The sequence below is a fragment of the Brucella sp. TWI432 genome (assembly GCF_039674445.1).
GTDB lineage: Bacteria > Pseudomonadota > Alphaproteobacteria > Rhizobiales > Rhizobiaceae > Brucella > Brucella chromiisoli.
Genome location: NZ_JBDJNL010000002.1, coordinates 181,111 through 194,041, shown reverse-complemented (window position 1 = coordinate 194,041; position 12,931 = coordinate 181,111). Strand labels below are relative to the sequence as shown.

The window sequence follows — 12,931 nt, the reverse complement described above, 5'->3', positions numbered from 1 at the left end:
AGGCGAGAGCTGACTGCTCTCGCCGGATAATTGTTTTTACTTGGCAGTAAAGAGCTTATCGAGCACACCACCTTCGGCGAAATGATCTTTCTGAACCTTCTCCCAACCGCCAAAAGCATCTTCAACCGTTACAAGACGCACATCTGGATAAATATCCTTGTGCTTTGCAATCACGTCCTTGTCATGCACACGATTAAAGTTCTGCGCAAGAATTTCCTGCCCTTCCGGCGAGTAAAGGTAGTTCAGATACGCTTCGGCAATCTTGCGTGAACCGCGCTTATCGACGACCTTATCAATCACTGTCACCGGAAACTCAGCAAGCAGGCTGACTTCTGGCACAACCACATCATATTTATCTGCACCCAGAACCTTCTCAGTGCCGCGGGTTTCCGCTTCAAACGTCACCAGAACATCGCCAATGCCGCGTTCGGCAAAGGTCGTCGTTGCACCACGACCGCCCGTATCAAACACTGGAACATTCTTGAAGATTTTACCGATGAATGCGTGAACCTTTTCCTGATCACCCTTGAACGCTTCATTGGCATAGGCGGTGGCTGCGAGATAAGTGTAGCGCGCATTTCCGGAGGTCTTAGGGTTAGGGAAGACTACCTTCACATCGTCGCGAGCCAGATCGTCCCAGTTCTTGATGCCCTTTGGATTGCCTTCACGCACCAGAAACGCCGGGAATGAATAATAAGGCGAGGAATTATTCGGCAAACGCTTCTGCCAGTCAGCGGGGATCAAACCACCCTTGTCATGGAGAACCTGCACATCGGTCACCTGATTAAAGGTCGCAACGTCCGCTTCAAGGCCTTCCAGAATGGAGCGTGCCTGCTTGGATGAACCGGCATGAGACTGATTAACTGTGAGATCTTCCCCCGTCTTGGTTTTCCAGTCAGCCACAAAGGCCTTGTTCACCTGCTCATAAAGCTCGCGCGCAATGTCATAAGAAACATTGAGAATATCATGAGGCTGCTCTTGTGCCTGAACCGGGGCAGCACCCAAACCAAGCGCAACCGCCGCATATAGAATAATTTTCTTCATAATCCGCACCCTTCTCCCTTTGCGTACACAAAGGACCCATAACTCGGTCTTTATTGGGAAATAAATCTACATGGAGAAGAGCAATAAGCAACCTAAATCATTGATTTAAATATATAAACTACTTTTAAAACCATTCTTGGAAATCTTGCCTCTATGCAAAAAACGCATGAGAAAAATTTTCCATGAAAGCAACAAGAGGCGAAACAGAAATAGAGAAGCCGGAAGCTTTCGCCTCCGGCCTTCGAAATTTTTTCTTGGTTGAGAGTGCATCTGAGCCAAGGACTGTTTCACACTTTTCGGGATCTGCTCTCAATCTCACCAAAAACCGCGATGCTGCCAGCACCACAGAAAACTTTGCTCCCCGCGGTCAAGGCGATGGCGACGGCGTTCAGCAATTTCCTCAGCATTCAACTTCATCTTACCCCAGGGCTGTGCGAGACCCGCCGCCACGCCCAGCACAGCATTTTCTAAGCTTTGAGCCAGCAAGTTTAATTTGCGCTTCATAAAATCCTCCAGTTCGCGCCCATTTCGCGATCAGCTATTCAAAGCAGCGACTTGGAGCTTACGTCCTATCCGAACGAAGCGAAGATCTGATTCAATCAGATCAAATCGCGCTCAAGCCGCAACAATGAACAATGTGTTAATTTTGAAGGCTTGCGCATTAAAGTCAATATCATACTGATTTTATCGGAGTTTACAGAACGAAATATTTTGCGAGCATCGCGAGGATGCCCGCAAAATTATTCCGGCTTACAGCGTATAATCGTCAACCGGCCTGATCCGTACTTTCTCGATGTGCCGCCCCGTCATGGCTTCAATAGAGAACTCATATCCATCTGCCACAAAATGTTCGCCGCCAAGCGGCAAATGACCAAGGTGCCAGAGAATATAGCCGGCAAGCGTGGTGTAACGATCGCTGTCATCAACGAGGTCACGCTGAAGTATGCTGCTAAGGCGGCGAATATCGGTAAAGCCATCAACAAGATAGCCGCCCTTTCCGTCCGATTCCGCCACCGCGGCTTCCTCGTCCTCATCAGGGAATTCACCCGCAATGGCTTCCAGCACATCGGTCGGTGTCACCACGCCTTCGAACGAACCGTGCTCGTCGACCACCACGGCCAACTGGACCGGCGAAACACGAAGCTGCTCCATAACCCGAAGCACATTGGCATTTTCATGCACAACAAGCGGCTGCTTGACCACATTGTCCCAATTGATTGGCTTGCGATCGCTCATGTCGAGCAGCAAATCTTTCACCAGCACCACACCAACAAATTCATCGACCTGTCGGCGCGCCACCACAACACGCGAATGCGAAAGTCCACGGATCGCCTGATGCAGTTCATTTTCGTCTTCATCCAGATCAAGCCATTCGACTTCATTGCGCGGCGACATGATCGAGCGCACAGGACGATCAGCAAGATCGAGAACACCACGGATCATTTCCTTCTCTTCGGGCAGGAAAACGTCACTGGCAGCCGTTTGCTGGGCGATGACATCGACCGTATCCGAGAGCGGATTGTCATCGCGCTGACCCCCGAGCAGACGAAGCACAGCACCAGCGGTTCTCTCACGCAAGTCGTTGGTTGTCACCAGCTTCTCGCGGTTCTTGCGTGCCATCTGGTTGGCGGCCTCAATCAGCACCGAGAAGCCAATAGCGGCATAGAGATAGCCCTTTGGAATATGGAAGCCAAAACCTTCGACAACGAGGCTGAAACCGATCATCATCAAAAAGCCGAGACAGAGGATGACAACGGTCGGATGCTTGTTAACGAAATCCATAAGCGGCCGCGAAGCCAGCATCATCACACCAATAGCGATAACAACGGCAATCATCATCACCGGCAAATGCTGCACCATACCAACAGCGGTGATCACGCTATCAAGCGAGAAGACGGCATCAAGCACGACGATCTGAACGATAACCTGCCAGAAGATCGCATGCGCAACACGCGTATTCTTCGGACCATGCGCGCCCTCAAGCCGCTCATGCAGTTCCATTGTGCCCTTGGCGAGCAGGAAAAGACCACCAATAAGCATGATAATATCGCGACCGGAGAAAGAAAGCTCCATTACGGTAATCAATGGCTCGCGCAGCGTCACGATCCAGGAAATGGATGCAAGCAGCACAAGACGCATCACAAGCGCCAGCGTGAGGCCGACGATACGCGCACGATTGCGCTGATGCGGCGGAAGTTTATCGGCCAGAATTGCGATAAAGACGAGATTGTCGATGCCAAGAACAATTTCAAGCACCACCAATGTCACCAGACCTATCCAGGCATTGGGGTCGGCAATCCAGTCCATGGACCAGTCCATGATGTGTCGGCTCCTATAAAATCAACGAAAAGAAAAAAGAGAAAAAACGCCGCATGCATTTCCCTTCCGAACCGCTGAAACGCAGAACGGTATGAGGAAATTGCAAACGGCGTGAATAAGTTCAAAGCCTTTTAGGTCCGATGCTCCCGGAACGGGAGCGGGACTTCGTGAAGACGAATCGTCAGGACTGTCGCCGGGCATAAAGCGCGATGAACCTTTTAAAAAGACATGAACCGGACACGTTGCGTGCCCCTCAATGCCATGTTGTCATTTGAACGTATGAGCGCTGTATTATGCAGACACAAAGCGCGCACGCAAGACCATATCTATTCAGCAGGAGAAACCTGCACGCCACGCTTACGTTCACGGCGTGGACGCGCCTTGAAGAATCGCATCCCGATCACCGTCGCGACAATCGTAACGGCGGTGATGCCAATAACGAACCAGAACATATGGTCACGGTCCATTTTGGCAAAAATACCCATTCCACGACCAGCCAGCCAGCCCGGCAGAAACATGAGCGGAGCCCAAACCATCGCAGAAAGCACATTCGCCGTCTGAAAACGTTTCTGATCCATCGACATCATGCCCGCCACCATCGGAACGGTACAACGCACGGGGCCAAAGAAGCGCCCAAGGAACACGGCAGAGAAACCATAGCGGCGGAACAGCAAACGCGCACGCGCAACACCGCTGCGGTGTTTATTCAATGGCCACTTATGAATAACACTGCGACCAAGCCACCAGCCAAGAAAATAGGAAACAATATCACCAATTACGGCACCGATGATTGCACCGATGATGATTGGCCAGGGTTCGACGATACCAGCGCCAACCAGACCGCCAATCGCGAGCATGATTGGCGTGGCCGGAATGAACATTCCAATAATAGCGAGAGACTCGCCGAAGGCTATCACGCCCACGATCGGACCCGCCCATACCCGATGATCGGAAATGAACTGTCCGAGATCGCTAATTATGCTTTCCATTCCGTCCTCAAAATGCCGCGAACCGGATTTTGAAGCACGCCCCGATCTTGGGGCCACTTCGAGTTTTCTGAAACGAGGATAACCCGGTGCATGAACCCCTCGCCTGCCTGCGCGTCACAAACGCTTTCGGCATTTTGCTCAATGATAAAAATCATATCAGTCAATCAAGTCTTTTATATCCTTAAGCATCCAGACAAGCATCAAAAATTGATGACATACGTGCGACATTTGCAGCGAAAATCATGCCTGTTCTGCTTTTGAATAGCCAGATTGAGCCTTGTGGATATGGAAACTCCGCAGCGACGTTACAACGCCCGATCAAAAAAATGTTTCAAAACAGAATCATAACCAAATCGATTCCGCATAAAAGTCCGCTTTCAGCAATCAAGGCGATTGTTTATCATCTATACGCGAAATACGTGTAAGCGTAACCGATCACAAAACCGCGCATTTCCGGGCTTTCTAAAACCAAACCAATTTTTTTTCGATTTTTTTCGATTGAAGGCTAGACACAGTCAAAAGCGGCCTTTATAGAACCGCTCACCTCACCGGGGCCGCTGCCTCGGAGAAGCGAGTGGGTGATTAGCTCAGTTGGTAGAGCAGCTGACTCTTAATCAGCGGGTCGTAGGTTCGATCCCTACATCACCCACCATTTTCTCCTCTTCTTTCAAAGAGTTACCGCTGATTACTTAAGTCACGAAAGTGTCTGAAGGTCATACTGTCGGAGCGCTACTCCCCTTTATATTTCTCGTTCTATATTCGTTATCCAGCGCTACCCCTGAACCACGACCTCAGCCAAGCCTGCTTCCGCAGCCATGGCAACAAGATCGCCAGAAATTCGAGTTGATGGTTGAAACACGTCATTACCCAAAGCTCGCATGGAACCAGATCTGCCCGCAATCTTTTGCTTCCAACGAACAATTATAGGGCATGCACCTTTCGGCGCGATGCTATCAAGGAATACAGACGCGCCGGACACGAGCAGTCGTATCGACACTTTTCAACGCCTCACGCAATCCGCCAGCGAACAGTCCGCTGTGGTCGAAAGGTGGATTACAACAATTAGCCAGCTCGCCACCAAACGTATAAATTGAGCATTTCAAATAATTCAAAAATAATAAAACGTACTTACTTAAAACATAAACTTATCGACCCCCATTTCACTCTGGCAAGACTTATGTTTTAAAATTGCACGTCCACTGTTTTCACCCCAAAAATGCGCTTTAGCGCCACACAAGCAGAGTCCACATGGAGCAGCAAAACTCAGCCCCTTGCGATGATCGGCATCCACACCAGCCGGCCAGTTTTCTGCGCGTTTTGGGGCCGGGACTGGTAACAGGGGCAGCAGATGATGACCCAAGCGGGATCGCAACCTATAGCCAGGTAGGGGCACAGTTTGGCTATTCACTCGGATGGACCATGTTGTTCAGCTATCCTTTAATGGTTGCAATGCAAGGTGTGAGTGCAGGTATTGGCGTTGTCACCGGACAAGGCGTTGCGCAAAACTTGCGCCGACATTATTCGCCCTGGCTATTGCGTGGCGCAGTTATGTTATTGTTCGTCGCAAATTTCATCAACATTGGGGTGGACCTTGCAGCGATGGGAGCCGCTGTCCGGCTGTTTGCCGATGGCCCCGAGATCCTCTACACTTTGGCTTTCGCAATTCTATGTGTAACGCTCGAAGTATTTGTGAGTTACAGGCACTACGCGTCCGTTCTCAAGTGGCTGACGCTCTCACTGTTTACATACGCCGCTGTCGTAATGACGGTGAATGTACCGTGGACCACTGCCCTGCAAGGTGTACTCATTCCCCGATTTGTTTTCGACAAGGAGCATGCGATGGCTCTTGTCGCGATATTTGGTACAACGATCAGCCCTTACCTGTTTTTCTGGCAGGCGGGGGAAGAAGTTGAGGAATTGCATCGCAGACATGTCCGGCGGTTGATTGTTTCACCCGACACTGCTCGCACCGAACTTACCAGGATCAAAACCGACACTTTGATCGGAATGGCGATCTCCAATATCGTTGCGTTACTCATTATTGTAGCCACGGCATCCACACTCAATGCCAGCGGTATCACCAAGATAGAAACGTCTGCCCAAGCTGCGGAGGCCCTGCGGCCCATCGCGGGAGAGCTCGCATTTGTCGCCTTCGCGATTGGTATTATCGGCACCGGATTGCTCGCAGTTCCCGTACTGGCTGGCTCCGCCGCCTATGCCGTTGCGGAGATGTTTCGATGGCCGGAGGGGCTGGATCGTCGGCCTCGCGAGGCAAAGGCATTTTACAGCACGATCGCGATTGCAACGATCGGCGGTGTCGTTCTCAGTTTTAGTGCAATCGATCCGATACGCGCTTTATATTGGGCTGCATTTATCAATGGAGTACTGGCTACGCCACTGATGATAATTCTGCTGGCAATGGCTACCAACCGACGCATTATGGGACGACTGACAGCCCCCTTATGGATGGTTAGTCTGGGATGGCTGGCGGTTGTGGTTATGTCATTGGCGACAATCGGATTTCTGCTGCTATGATCCGGCTTACCATTTCTGTCTTGAAGACGGCCGGTTTTTAATTGAGCAGGCACAAATTGCCACAACCGTGGGGCAGCCGCGAATAGGTGTTCATTCCGGCGTCGCCTGCCCCACCATGAAAAACTGCCAGTTCCAGAGTTAGCCGATACCAGTCCAGTTACGATATAGGATATATGCGGCGACGATGAAGATTACCGCGGCGAATATGCGATTCAAGATGTTCCTGTATGCACTCAATCGCGTGGCAAGCATCATCCCAAACACCCCTCCTATAACGCCACCTCCAATAAACTCGGCGGCAAGCCACCAGTCCACCAGACCGGAACTGGCATAGTTCAAAGCCGTGGCCAGTCCGAAAGCACCTACCGAGAGAAGCGATGTTCCGATTGCATTGATCATCGGCATACCCGTTGCCAGCATCAGACCGGGCACAATCAAAAAGCCGCCGCCGATACCAAAGAAGCCGGATGCCGCACCGGAAGCGAGCGCTATGGCTGCCGTGACGAGGCACATTCTTAAGTCTATCGGACGGCTTTCAACGTTTGCTTTCTTTTTGGGCTTCAGCATGAATAGCCCAACAACGATCATGAGAATGCCGAACAGAAAGATCAGACGATCGCCATCCAGCGCCTTGCCAAGGCTGGAACCTATCAGTGCACCGATGACGCCGAGCATGGAAAAGACGAGGCCGCAGCGCCACCAGACATGCCCTTTTAACGCATGGCTCACAAAATTCGCGAATGCGTTGACGGAGACAGCAAGGGCACCGGTGCCAATGGCCACATGCGGCTGGCTTACACCAACAACATACAGGAGCAACGGCGTTGCAAGGATAGAGCCGCCGCCACCGAGCAACCCCAACATGAAGCCGACAACGCCACCGGAGCCTACTGCCGCAAAGATAGAATTACTCAACATATGCGCTCCCGATTCTGTCACGCATGATCAGGTCTGCTTTTTCTTGTCTGCGCAGAAGATTTCAAAAAGGGAGACGACCAATTGCGCTGCCTTTTCTTCTGTGAGCCGATAGCTTCCCGGATATTGCGGTGATCGACATTTTTTCTACAATATATCATTATATAAAATATAATAATTTATAATATTGGACTTTTCAACCCCACCCTAAAAGATTGTTTCCATGCCCTTCCCCGAAACGTTATCGAGAAGAATGAGGCGCTAGGTCATGATAAAGAATTAACTATTTGATCCAAATAACGATAACCGCGAGTCTGTCACGCAGAAGCGTCTATATCATAACCCTTGCCTGCCAACACAGCATTGGCCTCAATACCGCCCGCCGATAAGAGCGTGAGCGAAGGCAACATCATTACACTGGCCGGAACCTGCGATCAGGCGGATGGGAAGGCCTGGCGCTTCGGTGGTGAGACGTAGGTTTTGGTGCTCAAGCCTCCGCGAGACCGCCCCAGACCCCGCGCATCCGTCCCCGACTTTTGATCTTACATGAGCCGCCGCGTGCAGGTGAGTGCACACGATAGTGCTACTGATCATCGGCCATTCATTCCAGATCGGTTTCTTGGGCAAGGGCTGAGAGCATATTGTCCAGAACAACCATCTAAATCCAGCGATAATAGCGCCGCTTTGCCGAACGCTATCCTCACCCAAACACGCCATCCCATAAAGAGCGTCCAGAAACGTCCGATTGTCAGTGCGGGAGCCACGCCTACCTTTTGTTCTGCCCGGCACAAAACCTTTGATCCGGTCCCATTGGGCACCACGATGCACGCAATTCCATCTTTAAAATGTAAACCAAAATAGAAGCAGCCGCGCGTAAATAGACATGGCGAAAACTGCGCTGTGGTATTATGAGTGCCGCATGACATCCAAAAGCCTCGGCTACACATTCACGCTTCTCGCGGTCACCATCTTTGCGACGCAGGATGGTATCTCGAAATATCTTGGAACACACTACTCGCCCATTTTCATAACGATGGTGCGGTATTGGGTGTTTGCGGCTTTTGTGATTCTGATTGCTATGCGCTCCGGAGGCATCGCGCGCGCGACATCAACCAAACACCCATTCCTGCAAATCCTTCGTGGGGTTTTGCTCGCGGCCGAAATTGTTATCCTTGTCTATGGCCTCAGCCGCGTCGGCATGGCCATGACGCAGTCCATCTTTCAGGCAGCCCCTCTGTTAATCACAATGCTCTCTGTGCCGCTGCTTGGTGAAAAGGTTGGCTGGCGCCGCTGGGTCGCCATCTTCGTCGGCCTCTTTGGCGTTATGCTGATTATCGATCCGACCCATGTCGAGTTTGGGTGGGAACTCATGCTCCCGATAACCGCTACGATCATGTTTGCGTTTTATGCCATCGCGACGCGTGCCGTAAGCAAAACGGACAGCTCGATGACCAGCTTCTTTTACACAGGCGTAGGCGGAGCGACTGTTCTGACCATGGTCGGTATCTTTCATATGGAGCCGCTTGCACCGCACGACTGGCCATGGATGGCTGCCCTCTGCGCCTGCGGTATGGCGAGCCATTACTGCCTCATACGCGCCTATGACATTCTGGAAGCAGTTGAAGTACAACCGCTCACCTATTTGCAGCTCGTTATAGGTGCTTTGATTGCTGTCGTCGTCTTTCATGAGAAGCTGAGCTGGAACATCATCGTAGGCGCGAGCATCGTCGTGGCAGCAGGCCTCTTTTCCATGTTCAGGGAAAGACTGCGTTCAAAGCGAGCATCATAACATTACGAATTATTAATTGGCCTGTTCACATCCAGTTCACCTAATATACCTCACATTACTCACACGCCAATCAATGGTGTTAAGTATAGAGTAATGGAGTTAAAAAACATGAAATCGAAGACATTGTATATCGCAGTAATTGCTTCTGCATTGCTTTCCACAGCTGCCTTCGCTCAGGAAAAAGCAACAGAGGCGACAGACACGTCCGCGATGGATACTTCCATTACACAGAATGGTGGACCTAAAGGCAAGCGCGAGCCTATCGACTTTGAAAAATTCTCCCGCATGGACGAACTGAAAGCTGCCGACACCAATGGCGATGGCGTGCTCTCGCGTGATGAAATCGAAGCGCTTGCGCTCAAGCGTATGGTCAGCCGTGCAGCTGATCGTATGGAGCGCCGTCTCGACGTCAATGGTGATGGAAAGATAACGCTCGAAGCCGTTGAAAAGCAGCGCCAGAAGGAATTTGCCGCTTTGGACCGCAACGAAGATGGCAAGCTGGATCGCAAAGAATTGCGCGCGGCCAAGAAGTTCAATCATCATGGCCCCAAAGGACCGCATCATCACGACCAGGGCAAGATGGAGCACCATCAGCCCAAGCCACAGCAATAAAATAGCCATTAACAAAAGCCCCGCATTGCGGGGCTTATTTATTTCAGTTACGAGCGAATAACGCCCTTCTTGAAAATGATATTGCCGTAAAGGCGCTTTTCACCGGAACGAATGACGGCATAAGCACTGCTCGCACGGTCGTAGAAAGCAAAACGTTCGATCGGATCAACTGCAATCTTACGACCTTCAGCCTTTTCAATGATGGACTCAAACTCGCTAAAGATCGCAGGTGTTTCGTCCGGCGCCTGCATCACGGCTGCTGGCTTATCAACAAAATCATCAAGCGGCAGAAGCGAAAGCACAGCCTCCGCCACATCGGTAGCGCTGATACCTGGAAGGTCGATCACCTGCACGCCGGAAGCCTGTGCAGGGTAATTGGCGTCAACAATCACCAGATCGTCGCCATGGCCCATATCCGCGAGCACTTCAAGAAGCGATCCGGTCAGCAATGGATTTATGTTTTTAAGCATTGAATGAATTCCGAATGATGGAGTTTTAAGAACTTTACCCTATCTGAAAACATTCAGAAAATGCAAACGCCGGCTGAATTCAGCCGGCGCTTTGTTTCCATCAAATGCAAAAGACTGTTAGTCAGCCTTAGCTTCGATATCGATCTTGTCGAGGATTGAAAATGGGTCTTGAGAAATCGCGACCATTTCCAGCGCACCAATTCCTCTCTCAGACTTTGACTTCGCGCTCATTTCAAAGACATTCGGTTTCGCAATGAATGCGTTAAGCGCTGTGACCACCGCATCCAGCTTGGGTTGATCAGCGGCCAATTCCTGCAAAACCGCACTCGCGATCAAAGTCAGCGTGCTACGTGCTTCTTCAACAGTCATGTTGTTTTCATCAGCGTAGAATTTAAGGCTCTTTTCAGCGAGGCCTTCATTTTCAATCTTGAGCTTCACTTCACGTGCCTTGAGACCAAGAAGTGCAACCTGGGCCAGCACCTTGTCACCGGAGAAAAACTCCTTGGTAAAGCCCCCCATCAGCCCGGACATAGTAACCTTGCCCATATCTTTGCCACTTAGCGAGAGATCCTTGATAATGAGGCTCTGACTCGCCTCGTCCCAATTGGCTTCAAGGTTGGATGAAAGCGTCACACGATCATAACCAAGCTTGCGCAGCTTCTGATAGGCCTCTTCGTTGCTGTCCGTAGGAACAGGCAAGGATACGTCTTCATAGGCAATGCGTATATCGGTTGGAATGCCGTTATAGGGATTTTTGAGCGCAAGCTCATAGCTCTTCAGACCAAACTTCAAGCGATGCGGCAACCCATCAGGCTTAGGCGCAGGATTGCCATCCTCGTCGGTGATGTCAATGTCATCATTGACATTGTTGTCATAGGGAAGATCGGCATCAATGCCTTTCAAGACCATTGTGCCGAATTCAGGCAACATGGTCGTGAATGGAAAGCTTTCCATTTCTTCCCTGCTAAGGCTGGCAAACTTTTTAAAGGCTTCAGCGGAAGGCGCCCAGTTGAAGCCTTTGAGTGAAAACTCGTCCAGCTTCACATAATCAGTGCCATTGCCCGCAGAAAATCCGTTCAAAGTCATATCGAACGTCTTATTATCGAACAGCATCGACATCTTTTCGATGTTGCTTTCACCCTTCTCAGGATCGCTCGGTTGAATCTTCATGCCGAGCAGTTCGACATCGCCCTTGCCGATCATATCAAAGATGCCGATCAGACTTGCAAAAAACTCTTTCCGCTCTTCAAGCGGAAGGGCATCGAGATCCTGTGTCGTCTCCAGCTTGCGCAATGTTTCCGTAAACGACTGCGCAGGCAGGCGCATCGTAAAGCCATTGCTGCGAACCTCATCATAGCTAAAGCTCGAATTGGTTCCCTTCACGACGATGTCTTTGGCAAAAAACGGCCCGTAAATCGGCTTCGCTTCGGAATCATTTGAACCTGCGGCCTCGGTATAAAGGCGGGCCATGAAAACGCCGTCGATATCCTTGCCTTCTGAAGTGCCTATGGTTCCCACCATACGCTCTTCCTTTATTTCCCCATTTTCACCGGGCAGCGAAAGATCGAGATCAAAGGTCGCGCCGCTCGAAGCATAGCGGGAAACATGACCATTCACGATATCTTCCAGTGTGACATCCTTATAAGACGTCTTCTGTTCCTTATCGTTCAATGTCTGAACAACATTGATTTCAGGAACTGAAACGCGCTTTGCGGAAAAACGGCCAACGCGCTCTGCAAGGGTCAGCTCACTATTACCAAACGTATCGCGCAGCATGCCAATATCGAAATTTGCATCCTCAATGCGCACACTTGGAAGCGCAATTTTGAACTGTGCAATCTCGGTCTTGACGTCCTTGGCATTCAACATACCACTCAGGAACAAAATTTTCGGGCGACCTTCAATCGAGCCAATTGTAATATTGGTGCCATCTTTCAACGGCAGAACAACGTCGGTCAGTTGAATATGGCCAAGAAAATCAGCATTAACAGAAGCCGCCTTTCCGCCACGTCTTTCAAGCTGAGCATTAACCGTCTTCTCGAGTGTGATCTTATATCCAACTGCACCTGCAGCGGCGATGGCGATGAGCGCTACAGCTGCCCAAAGCGCTTTACGTCCGCCTTTGCGTTTTCCGCTCGTTGCTTGCTCCACGATTACTCACCCTTTCAGCGCAATTTCAACAGTATCTGATCGCTGATTGGTTAATCACAAGAAATTGTAAGAGCAAGCAGGTTTGATTAAAATTTGAGCTTTTTGGC

The 12,931-nt window shown here is 50.6% G+C and carries 10 protein-coding genes, 1 tRNA gene and 1 pseudogene; 4 read left to right on the top strand and 8 right to left on the bottom strand.

What is annotated here, in order from left to right; all coding sequences use genetic code 11:
* Positions 1-36: 36 nt before the first annotated feature.
* The 4 genes from cysP to ABE527_RS05985 form a co-directional block, all read right to left on the bottom strand.
* Positions 37-1,044: a thiosulfate ABC transporter substrate-binding protein CysP gene (cysP, locus tag ABE527_RS06000; protein ID WP_265985348.1), complete on the bottom strand. Its 1,008-nt coding sequence runs from the start codon at positions 1,042-1,044 to the stop codon at positions 37-39.
* A gap of 315 nt (positions 1,045-1,359) precedes the next feature.
* Positions 1,360-1,548 (bottom strand): hypothetical protein, encoded by a 189-nt coding sequence (locus ABE527_RS05995; protein ID WP_265985350.1) that lies wholly within the window; start codon positions 1,546-1,548, stop codon positions 1,360-1,362.
* A gap of 246 nt (positions 1,549-1,794) precedes the next feature.
* On the bottom strand, positions 1,795-3,363 hold the full coding sequence (locus ABE527_RS05990; RefSeq protein WP_499696418.1) for a TerC family protein: 1,569 nt from the start codon (positions 3,361-3,363) through the stop codon (positions 1,795-1,797).
* A 326-nt stretch (positions 3,364-3,689) separates the two neighbouring features.
* On the bottom strand, positions 3,690-4,352 hold the full coding sequence (locus ABE527_RS05985; RefSeq protein WP_265985352.1) for a DedA family protein: 663 nt from the start codon (positions 4,350-4,352) through the stop codon (positions 3,690-3,692).
* 576 nt (positions 4,353-4,928) lie between these two features.
* On the opposite strand from ABE527_RS05985, the gene ABE527_RS05980 reads away from it, so the two are divergent.
* Positions 4,929-5,004, top strand: a tRNA-Lys gene (locus tag ABE527_RS05980).
* A gap of 596 nt (positions 5,005-5,600) precedes the next feature.
* Entirely contained in the window at positions 5,601-6,887 is a 1,287-nt protein-coding gene (locus tag ABE527_RS05975) for an NRAMP family divalent metal transporter (RefSeq protein WP_499696417.1), read from the top strand.
* Positions 6,888-7,025: 138 nt separating this feature from the next.
* On the opposite strand, the gene ABE527_RS05970 is transcribed toward ABE527_RS05975, so the two are convergent.
* Positions 7,026-7,805 (bottom strand): sulfite exporter TauE/SafE family protein, encoded by a 780-nt coding sequence (locus tag ABE527_RS05970; RefSeq protein ID WP_265985354.1) that lies wholly within the window; start codon positions 7,803-7,805, stop codon positions 7,026-7,028.
* A 332-nt stretch (positions 7,806-8,137) separates the two neighbouring features.
* Positions 8,138-8,630: pseudogene (locus ABE527_RS05965) on the bottom strand (transposase family protein); the annotation flags it as partial.
* Positions 8,631-8,721: 91 nt separating this feature from the next.
* Between ABE527_RS05965 and ABE527_RS05960 the strand changes: the two are divergent.
* Together ABE527_RS05960 and ABE527_RS05955 are read left to right on the top strand one after the other, a co-directional pair.
* Positions 8,722-9,591: a DMT family transporter gene (locus ABE527_RS05960; protein ID WP_265985356.1), complete on the top strand. Its 870-nt coding sequence runs from the start codon at positions 8,722-8,724 to the stop codon at positions 9,589-9,591.
* Between the two features lie 108 nt (positions 9,592-9,699).
* Positions 9,700-10,203, top strand: coding sequence for an EF-hand domain-containing protein (locus ABE527_RS05955; RefSeq protein ID WP_499696416.1), 504 nt, complete (start codon positions 9,700-9,702; stop codon positions 10,201-10,203).
* 47 nt (positions 10,204-10,250) lie between these two features.
* Here ABE527_RS05955 and ABE527_RS05950 read toward each other — a convergent pair whose 3' ends face one another.
* Together ABE527_RS05950 and ABE527_RS05945 are read right to left on the bottom strand one after the other, a co-directional pair.
* Positions 10,251-10,673, bottom strand: a complete 423-nt coding sequence (locus ABE527_RS05950; protein WP_499696415.1) for an RbsD/FucU family protein — start codon at positions 10,671-10,673, stop codon at positions 10,251-10,253.
* Positions 10,674-10,790: 117 nt separating this feature from the next.
* Positions 10,791-12,824, bottom strand: coding sequence for an aq_1923 C-terminal domain (locus tag ABE527_RS05945; protein WP_499696414.1), 2,034 nt, complete (start codon positions 12,822-12,824; stop codon positions 10,791-10,793).
* Positions 12,825-12,931: the final 107 nt, after the last annotated feature.